The organism is Tabrizicola sp., assembly GCF_016792905.1.
Taxonomy (GTDB): Bacteria; Pseudomonadota; Alphaproteobacteria; order Rhodobacterales; family Rhodobacteraceae; genus Tabrizicola.
On the sequence record NZ_JAEULP010000001.1, the window covers coordinates 56,977 to 70,687 of the forward strand.

Annotated in this window: 16 protein-coding genes and 1 pseudogene; 13 read left to right on the plus strand and 4 right to left on the minus strand. The window is 66.3% G+C overall.

Translation table 11 applies throughout. From position 1 onward, the window contains the following. Positions 1–2 precede the first annotated feature (2 nt). The 3 genes from queG to JNL31_RS00300 all read left to right on the plus strand — a co-directional run bounded on the left by queG (position 3) and on the right by JNL31_RS00300 (position 2,092). Entirely contained in the window at positions 3–1,034 is a 1,032-nt protein-coding gene (gene queG, locus JNL31_RS00290; protein WP_294968293.1) for a tRNA epoxyqueuosine(34) reductase QueG, read from the plus strand. Further along, positions 1,035–1,799 carry a glucose 1-dehydrogenase gene (locus JNL31_RS00295; protein WP_294968295.1) on the plus strand — a complete coding sequence of 255 codons (765 nt, stop codon included), beginning with the start codon at positions 1,035–1,037 and terminating at the stop codon, positions 1,797–1,799. 125 nt (positions 1,800–1,924) lie between these two features. Then, entirely contained in the window at positions 1,925–2,092 is a 168-nt protein-coding gene (locus JNL31_RS00300) for a hypothetical protein (RefSeq protein WP_294968298.1), read from the plus strand. Positions 2,093–2,151: 59 nt separating this feature from the next. Here the strand turns inward: JNL31_RS00300 and JNL31_RS00305 are convergent, their stop codons facing one another. Further along, the gene (locus JNL31_RS00305) at positions 2,152–2,556 is read right to left on the minus strand and encodes a MarR family transcriptional regulator (RefSeq protein WP_366928904.1); all 405 of its coding nucleotides are present in this window, start codon (positions 2,554–2,556) and stop codon (positions 2,152–2,154) included. Between the two features lie 145 nt (positions 2,557–2,701). On the opposite strand from JNL31_RS00305, the gene JNL31_RS00310 reads away from it, so the two are divergent. Then, positions 2,702–3,130: an organic hydroperoxide resistance protein gene (locus JNL31_RS00310; protein WP_294968303.1), complete on the plus strand. Its 429-nt coding sequence runs from the start codon at positions 2,702–2,704 to the stop codon at positions 3,128–3,130. Positions 3,131–3,186: 56 nt separating this feature from the next. On the opposite strand, the gene JNL31_RS00315 is transcribed toward JNL31_RS00310, so the two are convergent. Continuing rightward, positions 3,187–4,053: a branched-chain amino acid aminotransferase gene (locus JNL31_RS00315; RefSeq protein WP_294968305.1), complete on the minus strand. Its 867-nt coding sequence runs from the start codon at positions 4,051–4,053 to the stop codon at positions 3,187–3,189. Positions 4,054–4,191: 138 nt separating this feature from the next. Here JNL31_RS00315 and JNL31_RS00320 point away from each other — a divergent pair, with 138 nt between their 5' ends. From JNL31_RS00320 to dxs, 6 genes are all read left to right on the plus strand, one after another. Continuing rightward, positions 4,192–4,686: a MarR family transcriptional regulator gene (locus JNL31_RS00320; protein ID WP_294968308.1), complete on the plus strand. Its 495-nt coding sequence runs from the start codon at positions 4,192–4,194 to the stop codon at positions 4,684–4,686. Then, a complete protein-coding gene (locus JNL31_RS00325; protein ID WP_294968337.1) occupies positions 4,683–5,381 on the plus strand; it encodes a response regulator in 699 nt (232 codons plus the stop codon). Before JNL31_RS00320 ends, JNL31_RS00325 begins: the two co-directional genes overlap by 4 nt. A gap of 74 nt (positions 5,382–5,455) precedes the next feature. After that, positions 5,456–6,364, plus strand: coding sequence for a histone deacetylase family protein (locus JNL31_RS00330; RefSeq protein WP_294968311.1), 909 nt, complete (start codon positions 5,456–5,458; stop codon positions 6,362–6,364). Continuing rightward, positions 6,361–6,600, plus strand: coding sequence for an exodeoxyribonuclease VII small subunit (locus JNL31_RS00335; protein WP_294968314.1), 240 nt, complete (start codon positions 6,361–6,363; stop codon positions 6,598–6,600). Before JNL31_RS00330 ends, JNL31_RS00335 begins: the two co-directional genes overlap by 4 nt. Then, on the plus strand, positions 6,597–7,466 hold the full coding sequence (locus tag JNL31_RS00340) for a polyprenyl synthetase family protein (protein ID WP_294968317.1): 870 nt from the start codon (positions 6,597–6,599) through the stop codon (positions 7,464–7,466). The genes JNL31_RS00335 and JNL31_RS00340 overlap by 4 nt, the downstream gene beginning before the upstream one ends. A gap of 19 nt (positions 7,467–7,485) precedes the next feature. Continuing rightward, entirely contained in the window at positions 7,486–9,399 is a 1,914-nt protein-coding gene (gene dxs, locus JNL31_RS00345; protein WP_294968320.1) for a 1-deoxy-D-xylulose-5-phosphate synthase, read from the plus strand. A gap of 22 nt (positions 9,400–9,421) precedes the next feature. Here the strand turns inward: dxs and pip are convergent, their stop codons facing one another. Next, positions 9,422–10,387: a prolyl aminopeptidase gene (gene pip, locus JNL31_RS00350; RefSeq protein ID WP_294968323.1), complete on the minus strand. Its 966-nt coding sequence runs from the start codon at positions 10,385–10,387 to the stop codon at positions 9,422–9,424. A gap of 53 nt (positions 10,388–10,440) precedes the next feature. On the opposite strand from pip, the gene ubiG reads away from it, so the two are divergent. Next, positions 10,441–11,181 carry a bifunctional 2-polyprenyl-6-hydroxyphenol methylase/3-demethylubiquinol 3-O-methyltransferase UbiG gene (gene ubiG, locus JNL31_RS00355; RefSeq protein WP_294968325.1) on the plus strand — a complete coding sequence of 247 codons (741 nt, stop codon included), beginning with the start codon at positions 10,441–10,443 and terminating at the stop codon, positions 11,179–11,181. Here ubiG and JNL31_RS00360 read toward each other — a convergent pair. Continuing rightward, positions 11,178–12,383 carry a pyridoxal phosphate-dependent aminotransferase family protein gene (locus JNL31_RS00360; RefSeq protein WP_294968328.1) on the minus strand — a complete coding sequence of 402 codons (1,206 nt, stop codon included), beginning with the start codon at positions 12,381–12,383 and terminating at the stop codon, positions 11,178–11,180. The genes ubiG and JNL31_RS00360 overlap by 4 nt on opposite strands. A 298-nt stretch (positions 12,384–12,681) precedes the next feature. Between JNL31_RS00360 and JNL31_RS00365 the strand changes: the two genes are divergently transcribed. Both JNL31_RS00365 and JNL31_RS00370 read left to right on the plus strand, forming a co-directional pair. Then, the gene (locus JNL31_RS00365; RefSeq protein WP_294968331.1) at positions 12,682–13,467 is read left to right on the plus strand and encodes a hypothetical protein; all 786 of its coding nucleotides are present in this window, start codon (positions 12,682–12,684) and stop codon (positions 13,465–13,467) included. Positions 13,468–13,523: 56 nt separating this feature from the next. Further along, positions 13,524–13,711 (plus strand): annotated as a pseudogene (locus tag JNL31_RS00370) (class I SAM-dependent methyltransferase); the annotation flags it as partial.

Genomic DNA, 13,711 nt, shown 5'->3' on the forward strand with positions numbered 1-13,711 from the left:
AGATGAAAGGGCTGACGAAAGAGCAGCTGGTGGCGCGGGCCCTGGAGGAGGGGTTCGTGAAGGCGGGCGTCTGCCGCCCTGATGCGGTGCCCGAGGCGGCCGGGCGGTTGCGGATGTTCCTGGCCGAGGGGCGGCACGGGCAGATGGGATGGATGGCGGACCGCGAGGCCTGGCGCGGGTCGGCGGCGGCCCTTTGGCCCGAGGCGCGGTCGGTGATCATGCTGGCCGAGGCCTATACGCCCGATGGCGACCCGATGGCGGGGCTTTCGGCGCGCGACCGGGGGGTGATTTCGGTCTATGCCCAGGGGAAGGATTACCACGACCTGGTGAAGCCGCGGCTGAAGCGGCTTGGGCGTTGGCTGATCGACCAGGCGGGGGGCGAGATCAAGGTGTTCGTCGATACCGCCCCGGTGATGGAGAAGCCCCTGGCACAGGCGGCAGGGCTGGGGTGGCAGGGCAAGCACACCAACCTGTTGGGGCGTGATCTGGGAAGCTGGGTGTTTCTGGGGGCGATCTTCACGACCTTGGAGTTTCCGCCGGACGCGCCGGAGGTCAGCCATTGCGGCAATTGCACCGCCTGCCTGGATATTTGCCCGACCGAGGCTTTTCCTGCGCCTTATCAATTGGATGCGCGACGATGCATCTCGTACCTGACCATCGAGCACAAGGGGCCTGTAGATACGGAGCTGCGGGGCCGCATAGGCAATCGTATATACGGTTGCGACGATTGCCTGGCCATTTGTCCCTGGAACAAGTTCGCCGTCGCGGCGCGGGAGATCGGCTATCAGCCGAAGCACGGGCTGCCGGAGCTGGCCGAGTTGGCGATGCTGGACGATGCCGGGTTTCGCGAGCGGTTTGCGGGCTCGCCGATCAAGCGGATCGGGCGCGACAGGTTCGTGCGGAACGTGCTTTATGCTATCGGGAACTCTGCCCTGCCGCGGCTGGCGTTGGGAGCGGCGGAACTGGCAGAGGATGCCGACCCGGGCGTCGCCGATGCGGCGCGCTGGGCGGTAAAGCGGCTGAAGGGGGACTGAATGGACAGGCTGAAGGGCAAGACCGCGATCATTTCGGGCGGGGCGACGGGAATGGGTGCAGCTTCGGCCCGGCTGTTTGCGGCGGAAGGCGCGGCGGTCGGTGTGATCGACCGCAACGTCGAGGCCGGGCAGGCGCTGGTGGCGGAGTTGAAGGCCAAGGGTCACAAGGCGCATTTCGCGAAAGCCGACGTATCCTCGAAAGCCGAGGTCGAGGCGGCGGTGGCCGCGGTCAATTCCGAACTGGGGCCAGTGAACGTGCTGTTCAACCATGCTGGAACCATCGTGATCAAGCCGTTCCTCGAGACCGAGGAGAGGGACTGGGACTTCCTGTTCGACGTCAACGTCAAGTCGATGTACTTGATGACCCGCGCGGTCTTGCCGCAAATGCTGGCGAACGGCGGGGGGTCCGTCGTCTGCACGTCCTCGATCTCGGCGGTCTATGCGACGCCGAACGAGGTGCTGTACGATGCGACCAAGGGCGCCGTTCACATGTTCGCGCGGGCGATTGCCGTGGAATTCCGCGACAGGGGCATCCGCTGCAACGCGGTTTGCCCGGGCTTCATCCAGACGCCGCACGGCAACCGGGAGGTCGAGGAGCTGACGAAATACGGGGTTGATGTCTCGGACGCGGCGATCATGGCGGCGCAGGGACGGATGGGAAAGCCCGAGGATGTGGCGCGGGCGGCGCTCTACCTTGCCTCGGACGATGCGGAGTTCGTCAACGGCGCGCAGCTTTTCGTCGACAACGGGTTCTCGGCGGTCTGAGGGCCGCTTCCGGTCCCGACGGGCAAGCGGGAGTCGGCGGGATCGCGCCGGGAAGGGCCTGCAACGGGGTTGGCGGAGCGGCGATTCGGGTGCAAGCTGGGGAAAGAGCAGCCTGGGAGGAGAGCATGAGCCGTCATCTTGCCGATCATCGCACCCGCACGACCGGGGGTCGCGTCAAGCATTTCCTGCGCCTGGCCCGGACACCGCGGGAAACCTGGCAGCGGTCTCGGGGATCCTCGGGGTCTACCCGGTTGATCCAGTTCCTGCGGATCGAACGGGGCCGCACCGCCTGACTGTCCACGGTGGACAAGAACAGAAAATCAATCCAAATCAAACGTTTGGATATTTCTGTTTACGATTTGTCAAGCTTTGCCGGCTTCAGGTGGTCGCGCAACCCTATGAGGATGTCCCGCAGATCGGCAAGGTCCGACAGCTGGAATCCGGTCCTGTCCGCAAAGGCGCCAGGCACCGATGCCGTCCGCGCGAAAAGGGCGCGGCCGTCATCTGTCAGAGAAAGCAGAACCTGGCGTTCGTCCCGCGCGTCACGGCTGCGGTGAACCCAGCCCGCACGCTCCATCCGCTTGAGCAGAGGGGTGAGCGTGTTCGAATCCAGCCGGAGTTCAGCCCCGAGCTTCCCAACGGTCCTTGCATCGCCGGAGTTCAGCGCCGCGAGGACCAGATATTGCGGATAGGTCAGGCCCAGCGGTTGCAGAAGTGGAGCATAGGCCGAATGCATCGCATGGGCTGCGGAATGCAACGCGAAGCAAAGCATGTCTGAGGGAGCGGTTGCCATGGCCGCACTTTATATCGTGTGCGACGGAAAAGCAATGAGTTGACAGCGGAGCGATTCTGTCGCCATTATATATCGTGCACGATATAGTCGAAAACGATTGGAGGAATTGATGACGGTGGATGCCAAGTACTGGACCGAAGCCAAGGCAACTGGTGGCGGTCGAAACGGTGTGTCGGGGTTGGTGAACGGACAACTTACGGTCACGCATGCCAGCCCGAAGGAACTGGGCGGCTCGGGCCTGGGGCACAACCCGGAAGAACTGTTCGCCGTGGGTTATTCGGCCTGCTACCTGGGCGCGATGCGCTTTGTGGCCGGGGCCGAGAAACTGGGCAGCGTGCCAGAGAATGCGACCGTGAACGCCCATGTCGGCATCGGACCACGGTCGGATGGCGGCTTCGGCCTGAAGGTGAAGCTTGTGGTTTCGATGCCGGGGCTTGACCGCGCCGTCGCGGAAAAGATCGCAGAGCGCGGACATTTCATCTGCCCCTATTCCAACGCGACGAAGGGCAACATCGAGGTCGTGACCGAGATCGCCTGATCCGGTTTGGTGCTGGTGTGCAGGTGGGCAGGCTATCGGGCCTGCCCGCAAGCCGTTCAGGTGCGGACCAGCTTCTCGTAATCGGTGGCCACGCGCCTTGTCAGATCACCCACTTCGAAAGTGTAGGCGCCGATCTGGCCGACGGGCGTGACTTCCGCCGCCGTGCCGGTCAGCCAGCATTGTTCGAAGCCCTCCAGCTCTTCTGGCAGGATGTGGCGTTCATGGACCTTGATCTGCATGTCCTTGAGCATCTGGATCACGGTCTGACGGGTCAGGCCGTTCAGGAAGCAGTCGGCCTTGGGGGTGTGAACCTCGCCGTCCCTGACGAAGAAGATATTGGCGCCGGTCGCCTCGGCAACATAGCCGCGATAATCGAACATCAGGGCGTCCGAGCAGCCTTTCGCCTGGGCGGCGTGCTTGGACATGGTGCAGATCATGTAAAGACCGGCAGCCTTGGCTTCTGACGGGATGGTCTCTGGCGAGGGGCGCTTCCACCTGGCAATGTCGAGCTTCGCGCCCTTGAACTTGGCGTCGCCGTAATAGCTGCCCCAGGACCAGCAGGCGACGGCCATGCGGATCGGGTTGCCAAGCGAGGCAACGCCCATCTCGTCGCCGACACCGCGGAAGGCGATGGCGCGGATATAGGCATCGGTCAGGCCGTTGGCCTTGAGCACGGCCTCCTTGGCGGCATCGATCTCTGTGGCGGAATAGGGGATCGGCATGTCGAGCAGGCGTCCGGATTCAAGGAGCCGCAGGGAATGTTCGTGACCCTTGAAGATCCTGCCGTTGTAACAACGTTCGCCCTCGAAGACCGACGAGGCATAATGCAAGGCGTGGGTCAGGATATGGACATTGGCCGAACGCCACTCCACCAGCTTGCCATCCATCCAGATGATTCCATCGCGATCGTCGTACCCAGCCATCTCAACCTCCTTCTTTGCAAAAGTTGCGCGAGATAGGGCCGTACCGGACAGATTCTTGCGCAAAATCGGCGGAGGGTTACGGGTTCGTACTTGGAAAGTCAACAAGGCTGACGTAAATTTGGAGGAAAGGAGAGAGCGATGGCCGAGACACCGGGTGGCGAAAGCCTGTTGTTCCTGACGGATGAACAGCTGCGCAAGGGTATCGAGGCGATGTTCTTCGCCTATCGCGGATTCACGTCGGACCCGGACCGGATTCTGGAAGGCAAGGACTATGGCCGGGCGCATCACCGGGCGATCCACTTCATCCATCGCTCGCCGGGGACGACGGTTTCGAACCTGCTGTCGATCCTCGGTGTTACAAAGCAGTCGTTGAATCGTGTGTTGCGGACACTGATCGAGGATGGCCTTGTGCGAAGCGAGAAGGGCAAGGCGGATGCGCGGGAACGGCATCTGCATTTGACGGACAAGGGACAGATGCTGGAACGGGAATTGTCGGACGCGCAGCGGGCGCGGATGCGGGCGGCCTACCGTGCGGCGGGCCCCGTCGCGGTGGCAGGCTTCCGGCAGGTGCTGGAGGCGATGATGGACCCGGAGATGCGCAGGCAATACAGCCGGTTGAAAGAGGGCGGCTGATGGGTCCCGATGCTCACCTGCTGATCGTGGATGACGACGAGCGCATCCGGGGCCTGTTGCAGAAGTTCCTGATGCGGAGCGGATTCCTGGTTTCGGTCGCGCGCGATGCGGCGCAGGCGCGGCGGATCCTGGGCGGGTTGGAGTTCGACATGATCGTCATGGACGTGATGATGCCGGGCGAGGACGGGGTGACGCTGACCCGGGAGTTGCGCAAGCGGATGCAGACGCCGATCCTTCTGCTGACCGCGCGAGGCGAGGCCGCGAACCGGATCGAGGGGCTTGAGGCGGGGGCGGATGACTACCTGGTCAAGCCGTTCGAGCCGAAGGAATTGCTGCTGCGGATCAACGCGATCCTGCGGCGGGTGCCTGCGGTCAAGGCGGCGGAGCCGGTGCGGCAGGTGATCCATATGGGCGCGGTGCGCTATGATCTCGACCGGGGTGAGATGTGGCGCGGCGAGGCTCCGGTGCGGCTGACGGCGACGGAGGCGCAGTTGATGCGGGTGTTTGCGGCGGCGCCGGGGGTGGCGATCAGCCGGGAGAAGCTGGTGGCCGACCAAGGCAGCGTCGACGCGGCGCAGGAGCGGGCGGTGGACGTGCAGATCACCCGGCTCCGGCGGAAGATCGAGGACGACCCGAAGGCGCCGCGCTACCTGCAGACGGTGCGGGGCGAGGGCTATATGCTGCAGCCGGATTGAGCTGTGGCTGGCGTCGACCGGGGGCCAGCCCCCGGACCCCCGGGATATTTTTCCCAGTATGAAAGGGCTTTGCGGTGCTTGTCTTCGCGCATGAGGCGTTTCGCGGCCATGTGACCCCGCCCGGTCATCCGGAGCGGGTGGCGCGGTTGGAAGCGGTGGAGAGGGGTTTGGCCGGGCTGCCGGTGGAGCGGCGGGAGTGCCCTATGGGGGCGGAAGCGGAGGTGCTGCGATGTCATCCGGCGGGCTATCTGGCGCGGGTGAAGGCCGCAGTGCCGGAAGAGGGCTGGGCGCAGCTGGACGGGGATACGTTTCTGTCGCCGGGGTCGTATGAGGCGGCAATGCGGGCGGTGGGCGGCATCTGCGCGGCGGTGGATGCGGTGGTGTCGGGGGAGGCGAAGACGGCGTTCGTGGCGGGGCGGCCTCCCGGGCACCATGCGGAACGCGAGACGGCGATGGGGTTCTGCCTGTTCGGGACGGTTGCGATCGGGGCGAAGCGTGCGCTGGATCACCATGGGTTGTCCCGCGTCGCCATCGTGGATTTCGACGTGCATCACGGCAACGGGACGCAGGATTTGCTGTGGGACGAGGGGCGGTGCCTGTTCGTCTCCTCGCACCAGATGCCGCTCTATCCGGGCAGCGGGCGGCCAGAGGAGCGGGGTATGCGGGGGCAGATCGTCAACGTCCCGCTGCGGGCGGGGTCGGGCGGGCGCGAAATGCGCGAAGTCTATGAAGGCGTGGTCTTCCCGACCCTGGCGGAGTGGAGACCCGAGTTGCTGCTGATCTCTGCCGGGTTCGACGCCCATGCCGAGGATCCGCTCGCGGGCTTGGCATGGCAGGCGGAGGACTATGGCTGGCTGACCGGGCGTCTGTGTGATTTCGCCGGCGGGCGGGTGGTATCGTCGCTGGAGGGGGGTTATGATCTTGACGCGCTGGCGGCATCCGTTGCGGCGCATGTTGGGGTACTGGAGGAACGGGGCCGATGAGCGACAAACCTATCCCGGAGATGAGCTTCGAGGAGGCGATGGCCGCGCTGGAGCAGGTGGTGGGCGCGCTGGAACGGGGCGAGGTGCCGCTGGAACAGTCGATTGCGCTGTATGAACGCGGGGCGGCCCTGAAGGCGCATTGCGCGAAGAAGCTGGCCGAGGCGGAAGAGAAGGTGGAGCTGATCCGGGCGCAGGAAGGCCGGGCGGTGGGGACGACTCCGGCGGAGGGGATGTGACTTTCGCGGAACGGCTGGCGGCGGATGCGGGGCTGATCGAGGCGCATCTTTCGGCGGCGCTCGCAGGACGCGCCGACCAACCTGTCACCGAGGCGATGCGCTACGCGGTTCGGGGCGGGAAGCGGCTGCGGGGCTTTCTGGTGCTGGAAGGCGGGCGGATGCTGGGTGTTCCCGAGGACAGGGCGATCGGCGCGGCGGCAGCCGTGGAAGCGCTGCATGCCTATTCCCTCGTGCACGATGATTTGCCCTGCATGGACGATGACGACCTGCGCCGGGGACAGCCGACGGTGCACCGAAAATGGGACGAGGCAACGGCGGTTCTGGCCGGAGATGCCCTGCAGACTCTGGCGTTCGAGCTGTTGACCGATCCTGCGCTGGGTGCAGCTGAGGTGCGGATCGCTCTGGTCACAGGGTTGGCGAAGGCTTCGGGCATCGACGGTATGGTGCTGGGGCAGGCACTGGACATTGCCGCCGAAACGGCGGGGCGTGCGCTGACGCTGGACGAGATCACCGCCTTGCAGGCAGGCAAGACCGGGGCGCTGATTGGCTTTGCCGCCGAGGCGGGCGCGGTGATGGCCGGGGCCGACCCCCGACCCCTGCGGCACTATGCGGCGGCGCTGGGCCTTGCCTTTCAGATCGCGGACGACATCCTTGATGTGACCGGCGACGAGGTCCGGACCGGCAAGCGCCTGCGCAAGGACGCGGGCGCGGGCAAGGCCACCTTCGTCTCGCTTCTGGGGCTGGAGGGAGCCAAGGCGCGGGCGGCGGAGTTGGTGGCCGAGGCCGAGGCGGCGCTGGCAGGGTATGGAAAAGGCGCGGCGAACTTGATTGCGGCGGCGCGCTTCGTTATCGCGCGGGACAATTGATGCGCCAAAGGCAGGCATGATGACCGACCGACCCGCTACTCCAATGCTTGACCGGGTGATCGTGCCCTCGGATCTGAAGGCGCTGTCGGACCGCGACCTGCATCAGCTGGCCGGGGAGCTGCGAGCCGAGACGATTTCGGCGGTCAGCACGACGGGTGGACATCTTGGCGCGGGCCTTGGGGTCGTGGAGCTGACGGTGGCCCTGCATGCCGTGTTCGACACCCCGCGCGACAAGCTGATCTGGGACGTGGGCCACCAGTGCTATCCGCACAAGATCCTGACCGGGCGACGCGAGCGCATTCGCAGCCTGCGGATGGAAGGCGGCCTCAGCGGTTTCACCAAGCGGTCGGAATCTCCCTATGACCCGTTCGGCGCGGCGCATTCGTCAACCTCGATCTCGGCGGCGCTGGGTTTTGCGGTGGCGGCTGACCTTGGCGGCGATCCGGGCGACGCGATTGCGGTGATCGGCGACGGAGCGATGTCGGCGGGCATGGCCTTCGAGGCGATGAACAACGCGGGCCATCTGGGCAAGCGGCTTTTCGTGGTGCTGAACGACAACGAGATGTCGATTGCGCCGCCGGTGGGGGCGCTGTCGGCCTATCTGTCGCGGCTTTACGCCGAGGCGCCGATGCAGGATCTGAAGCAGGTGGCCAAGGGGTTTGTGAGCCTCTTGCCCTCGCCGTTCCAGGAGGGGGCGAAGCGGGCCAAGGACATGCTGAAGGGCATGGCAATCGGCGGGACTTTGTTCGAGTCATTGGGGTTCGAATATGTCGGGCCGATTGACGGGCATGACCTCGACCAGCTGCTGCCGGTCCTGCGCACTGTGAAGGCGCGGGCAAAGGGGCCGGTGCTGATTCATGTGCTGACGCAGAAGGGCAAGGGCTATGCCCCGGCCGAGGCGGCGCGGGACAAGGGCCATGCGACGGGCAAGTTCGACGTGCTGACCGGGGTGCAGGTGAAGGCGTCGTCGAATGCGCCGAGCTACACCAAGGTCTTCGCGCAAAGCCTGATTGCGGAAGCCGAGCGGGACGAGAAGATCGTCGCGGTCACAGCGGCGATGCCGGACGGGACGGGGCTGGATCTCTTCGCCGGGCGGTTCCCGAAGCGGTGCTTCGACGTGGGGATCGCCGAGCAGCATGCGGTGACGTTCTCGGCTGGTCTTGCAGCGGGGGGGCTGAAGCCGTTCTGCGCGATCTATTCCACCTTCCTGCAGCGCGGGTACGATCAGGTCGTGCACGATGTGGCGATCCAGCGGCTGCCGGTGCGGTTTGCCATCGACCGGGCGGGGCTGGTGGGGGCCGACGGGGCGACCCATGCCGGGGCCTTCGACATCGGTTTCCTGTCAAACCTGCCGGGGATGGTGGTGATGGCGGCGGCGGACGAGGCCGAGTTGGTGCATATGGTGGCGACGGCGGTTGCTCACGATGAGGGGCCGATCGCGTTCCGCTATCCGAGGGGCGAGGGCGTGGGGGTGGAGATGCCCGCGCGCGGGGTACTGCTGGCGATCGGGCGGGGCCGGGTTGTGCGCGAGGGGTCGCGGGTGGCGCTGCTGTCCTTCGGGACGCGGCTGGCGGAGGGCCTGAAGGCGGCGGAGGCGTTGGCGTCGCGGGGTGTGTCGGTCACGGTCGCCGATGCGCGGTTCGCGAAGCCGCTTGACCGGGATCTGGTGCTACGGCTGGCGCGGGGGCATGAGGCGCTGGTGACGGTGGAAGAGGGCGCGGTTGGCGGCTTCGGGTCGCATGTGGCTCAGTTGTTGGCCGAGGAGGGGGTGTTCGACCGGGGGCTGAAGTTCCGCTCGCTGGTGCTGCCGGATGTGTTCATCGACCAGGCCTCGCCCGAGGCGATGTACCGGGTGGCGGGGCTGGATGCGGCGCATATCGAGGCGAAGGTGCTGGAGGCCTTGGGCGTCGCGGTGGTGGGGAAGCGGGCTTGAGGGAGTCGGGGTAAACCCCGACCTACTTTAAGCCGTCCATCACGCGAACGAGGGCCTCGCTAATGCCGGGTTCCGACAGGGCATGTCCCGCCATCGGGACCATTTTCAAGTCGCAGTTCGCCCAGCCTTGCGCCAGCGACCAGGCAGCTTGCGGGGGGCAGATCATGTCATAGCGGCCCTGGACGATGGTGGCGGGGAGGTGCTCGATGCGCCGACGTTCGCGCAGGATCCAGCCGTCGCCGTCGAGGAAGCCCGCATTCTGGAAGTAGTGGTTTTCCAGGCGGGCGAAGGCGCGGGCGTAGTCGGAGGGGCTTTCGCCCAGCGCGCCTTCGTTCTGGATCGAGGCGAGGGCGTTTTCCCAGTTGGCCCAGATGCGGCCGTAGCGGGTTTCCTCGACCAGGTTGCCCGAGAACAGGCGGCGGTGGTAGGCGGCGATAAGGTCGGCGCGTTCGGCTTCGGGGATGACCTCCACGAAGCGGGACCAGAGGTCGGGGAAGAAGGCCCCGGCGCCGCCGCCGTAGAACCAGGCCAGTTCGGCGGAGGTCATCAGGAAGACGCCGCGCAGCACCAGATGCGCCACGCGGTCGGGATGGGTGATCGCGTAGATCAGCGCCAGCGTCGCGCCCCAGCTGCCGCCGAAGCCGATGAAGCGGTCGATGCCAAGCGTGGTGCGGATGGACTCGACGTCCTGCACCAGATGCCAGGTGGTGTTGGCTGTCACGCTGGCATGGGGACGCGAGCGGCCGCAGCCGCGCTGGTCGAAGAGGACGATGCGGTAGTGGCGGGGGTCGAAGTAGCGGCGCATCGCCGGGGAACAGCCGCCGCCGGGGCCGCCATGGAAGACGATGACCGGCTGGCCGCCGGGGTGGCCGCATTGCTCGACATAGACCTGGTGGCCATCGCCCATGTCGACCATGCGCTGATCGAACGGGTCGATCGGCGGGTAAAGATACTCGACTGCGCGCTTTTGACCTGATCTCTGATCCATCATTGCCCTATATACGCCGGGAAACCCCGAAGTCTAAGGGCAAACAGGAGCCGGTGATGACAGTGGATACGGTCGATCCTGCGGAAGTGGCCAAGTTCGAGGCGATGGCCGCCGAGTGGTGGGATCCGAATGGCAAGTTCCGGCCGCTGCATCTGATGAATCCCTGTCGGCTGGATTACATCTGCGCGCAGATCGCGGCGGAGTTCGGGCGGGACCTGGCGGGACCGCTGCCCTTCAAGGGGCTGCGGGTGCTGGATATCGGCTGCGGCGGGGGGCTTCTGTCGGAGCCGATGGCGCGTCTCGGGGCCGATGTGGTGGGGGCCGATGCGGCCGAGCGGAACATCCCGGTGGCGGAGGCCCATGCCCGGCAGTCAGGGCTGGTGATCGACTATCGCCACACGACGGCAGAGGCGCTGGCCGAGGCGGGGGAGCGCTTCGACGTGGTGCTGAACATGGAAGTGATCGAGCATGTGGCGGACCCGCTGGCCTATCTGATCGCCTGCCGGGAGCTGCTGAAGCCGGGCGGCCTGATGATCTGCTCGACGCTGAACCGCAACCCGAAGTCGTTCATGATGGCCATCGTCGGGGCCGAATGGGTGATGCGCTGGCTGCCGAAGGGCACGCATGACTGGGCGAAGTTCATCACCCCGGACGAGTTGTATGCGCTGATCGGGAACGCCGGTCTGCGCCCGGTGGACCGCAAGGGGATGGTGTTCAACCCGGTGACCTGGCGCTGGAGCCTGTCGGACCGGGATTTGAGCTGCAACTATGTGACGGCCTCGGTCAAAGGCTAGGGGCGATCCGCCGGACGCGGGGTGGGCCTGCGGTCGAAGGCGCGGGTGACGTCGCGGATCAGTTCGGCCAGGTCGTCGATGTCGGCAGGGCTGTGGTCGGCGGTCAGCTGCAGGCGCCAGCGCGGGGCGTGGCCCGCGACGCTGGGGGCCTGCAACAGCGTGACAAGGGGACCGGCGCTTTCCAGAAGCGCGGTGCGCGCCAGCGCGGTCGGGGCTGGCAACAGCACCGGTACGAGAGGCGAGGCCTTGCCCATCACCTTGATGCCGTCGGCCATAAGGTGATTGCGCAGCCGCAGCGCGACGCCGTGCAGGTTGCGGCGGCGGCGGCGACCTTCGGGCGCGGTGATGATGTCGAAAGATGCCAGGATCGCGGAGGCGTTCACCGGTGACAGCGCGGTCGTCTGCCAGTGGCCCTGCCGCAATGCGGGCTTCAATGCAGGGTCCCGGTAGGCCGCGAACCCGCCAGCGCCGCCGAAGCACTTGGCAAAGCTGCCGAGGACGACATCGACGCGGCCAAGGCAGGCCTGGATCTCCATCACTCCGCCGCCGGACTGGCCCATCGCGCCAAGATCATGGCTGACATCTGCGATCAGCAGGGCATCGTGCAGCCGGGCGAGGGCAGCCAGTTCCGCCAGCTCGGCAATCCGCGAGCCATGCGCAGAGATGGCGGGAACCATGATGACCAGTCGTCCGTGACCCGGTTGGCGGGCGAGGCGGGACAGGCGGCGTTCGACCCCCTCGACCGAGGCGGCGGGGCTGCGGTGCAGCCGAGCGCGGGAAAGGAGAACTGTGTCGAACATGGCCGGATGCGCGTCTGAATCGACGATCACATCATCTTCGGGACGCAGCATCGCGCGCAGGGTCTGGCGGATCGCATCGCTTCCTGACGCGAAGGTCGCGGCGGCGGGAAGTCGCAGGAATGCGGCGATGCGGGCTTCCAGCGCAAGGGCGGGGGCCGTCAGGCCAAGCCGGGGCGCAGGGCCTGGTGCCGCAAGTCGATGCTGGCCAAGGGCGGCAAGGGCTGCCGAGCGTACCGCCGGATGAGCAGCAAGGCCCAGGTAATCCAGCATGGCAAAATTCATCCCGAGGCGGGGTTGCATCGCCGGATCAAAATGGTCTGGACGTGCAGCGGCCTGCCCGTCGACCAGGTGGAAAAGCCCCTCGGCGCGTTCGGCAAGACTGGACGAGGATGGCCGGGGCATGGCGAGACCTTTCACGGTTTCCGGTTTCGGCACCCGCGCTTGCGGGCGGTCTGGCCGCGCGCTGCGACCAGATTGAGCCTAGGGGGGAAGATCGCGCGTTAATTCCCCGTGAAACCGTTGGAATCCCTGATTTTGCAGGGGACGCACGACGAATCGCGCTGGTTTCCACCCGTGGATTTCACGCGATTTCACGATTTTCTTGCGGCATTGACGGATCGCCGCGGGCGATTGACGCAAATTTCACGCTGGCCGTCCGAAGCTGCCCCGAGTTGACGAAGCAGGGACAGGCGGGCCGGAGATGTTCATTCGGATGATCGGAGTTTTCGAGGTGCGGGACGACGCCGGGCACGACCGGACGCCGCGTGGGTCAAAGGCGCGGGCGTTGCTGGCGCTGCTGAGCCGGACGCCCGGCCACCGCCGTCCGCGCCGCTGGCTGGAAGCGCGGCTGTGGTCGGACCGGGGGCAGGAGCAGGCTTCTGGCAGCCTGCGGCAGGCGCTGACCGAGCTGCGCAAGGCGCTGGGTCCTCTGGCGGTGCGGCTGACGAGCGACCGGGATTGCGTCTGCCTGTCGGGGGTGACAACCGACCTGGACCGTGACCCCGCCTTGGCGCGGCAAGCTTTGGCCCAGGGACGGGAGTTCCTTGAGGGCATCGACGTCGTGGATGCGGCCTTCAAGGCCTGGCTGGCCGAAGAGCGGCAGCGGGTGGCGGCAGAGCTTGGCGACAGTCATCGGCAGGACCTGCCAGCGTTGGCGCCGTTCACCCTGCGCCTCGCCGATCTGCCGGAGGGCACGGAGGCGGCCATCGCCCGCGACCTGGCCGCAGCCATCGCGCGGCTCACCGCAGAATACCTGCTGGGTGAAACCAACCGTCGCGCGGTGCCGGGTGATCGGCTGGCGGCGGGGTTTGACTTGCAGCTTGAAGGGGCGTGGAGCGAGGACCGGGCCTATCTGAGGGTGCGCCTTGTGGATCAGGCCAACCAGAAGACGCTGTGGAGCCAGCGGCTTGTCGCAAGCAGGGTCGGCGAAGGCCGGGGTGCTGCGTCGACCGTGGTGTTCGAGGCGACGGAAGCCCAGCTGATGTGAGCCGCGCTTGCGGGCGGGGGTTGGCGGTGTAGGGTCGGCGGGCATGAGGTGAGACGATGACCCGCTATTTTCGCGACTATCCGGCCCGGACCGGCGACCGGACGCTGTTCAAGATGGAGCACTACCTGGAGGTCTATGACGCGCTTCTGGCCGATTGGCAGGGGCGCGATGTGTCGTTCCTGGAGATCGGCGTCTACAAGGGCGGCTCGATCCCGATGTGGCAGGACTTCCTCGGGCCGGGTTC